Genomic DNA, 1,708 nt, shown 5'->3' on the forward strand with positions numbered 1-1,708 from the left:
ACGAACACGAAACCGACCCGGCTACGCTACGGCTGGCCGCCTGACCACACGAAGACGTGTCCACTTCTCGGGGCGAAGGCCCGCCGGCCGAGGGGGTGCGGCGGTGCTCGGGTGGCGGGTTCCGTGTGAAAGCCGACAGAATCGGATCAGTCCGGCACCGACTCTTCTTGGGATCGCTCATGACACCAACATCAACCCCGACTCCGATAGTCCCGCCCGTGCCGTCCTTCGGGGCGGGTTCGAGGCCGGTTCTGGTCGCGCTGGACATCGACGGCACCCTGACCGCCAGTGCCCGCTTGGACGTGCCCGCCCCTACCGTCGCGGCTGTGGGTGCGGTGCGCGCTGCTGGGCATCATGTCGTGCTGGCCTCCGGGCGGTCGCTGGCCGGGGTGGTGCCGATCGCTGCTGTGCTCGGCCTGGAGGAGGGGTGGGCGATCGCGTCCAGCGGCGCCGTGATCGCGCGCCTGACGCCGGACGGGTACAGGCTCGACCTGGCCGACGTGCGCACGCTCGACGCCCGCCAGGTGGTGTCCTGCGCCCTCGAGGCCCGGTTGTCTGGCCTTGCGATCGCCGTGGAAGAGATCGATGTCGGCTACTACGTCTCCGAGCCCTTCCCTGCAGGCCTGCTGCGTGGTGAGCAGACCGTGCTGCCGGTCCACGAGCTGGGCGCGCTGGCCTCCCCGCGGATCGTGCTGCGCGCACCGGGCGCGCACAGCCTGATCGGCCCGTTGCGCGCGGCCGGGCTGACGGCGACGCCGGCCGGTGCCGACTGGATCGGCGTCACCCCGCCCGGGGTGTCCAAGGCGACGGCGTTGGAGACCGTGCGCCGACGCCTGCGGATCGATCGCGCGGACACGCTCGCCATCGGCGACAGCATCAACGACCTGCAAGCCCTGGTCTGGGCCGCGTGGGGCGTGGCGATGGGCCACGCCCCCGCACAGGTCCGCAAGGCCGCCGACCACGTCACCGGCGCCCTCGCCCAGCACGGCGCCGCCACGGTGCTGGGCATCCTGGCCGCACTGACCACCGACCACGAGAGGCCCTGAGCAAAAGGCTGGAGGAACATCGCAACCGGAACGTGCACTGAGCGGGTCCGCAGACCCTGCTACGACCAAGGTGCCAGACCCCCGGAGGGGTCTGGCACCTTCGTCGTACACGCGTGAGCACAACTTCAGTGAAGGGCAGCACCCGCAGGCAGGCACCAGCCGTTGCGCGACCAAAACCCCGCCCATCGACAAGCGCACGCTGCCATAGACGAGACGGTCCCTGCCGAAAATGCGTAGCAAGGGGGCTGCTGACCCGGACCGCCGGTCTGAAACCTGCACCGTCTGCTCGCCCTCGGCCTCGAACACCGATCCGGGACCTGGGCGCTGGCCTGACAGCCGGCCCGCCGCCCGCAACCTGTGGACAACCGTCCCGTCACGGGCTCACGATGGGTTCAGGCGGGCGGACCGACCCACGCAGTCGCACCCTCGGGGTGCTGACCTTGATGCCGCACAGACTGCCGTATCGTGGCGATCCGCCCGCCGCCCACATCCCCTGCGGACAGAAACACCGGTTCTTCAGCAGTCTCCTCGTGAGTAGCCGGGAGGTGAAGCTCCTCCCGGCTACTCACTACCCAGATAAACTGTCAGTCTTCAAGTGGCTGGTCTGGGATCGGCTGGTCAGGCTGGCGTTGCCCTGCTCGGCGCGTGTGACTCGCAATCAA

1 protein-coding gene is annotated in these 1,708 nt (G+C 69.6%); it reads left to right on the plus strand.

Annotated elements, in window-relative coordinates; genetic code table 11:
• Positions 1-218: 218 nt before the first annotated feature.
• Entirely contained in the window at positions 219-1,046 is an 828-nt protein-coding gene (locus ACYVK7_RS17705; RefSeq protein WP_460889041.1) for an HAD family hydrolase, read from the plus strand.
• Positions 1,047-1,708: the final 662 nt, after the last annotated feature.

This window comes from Promicromonospora xylanilytica (assembly GCF_054782895.1).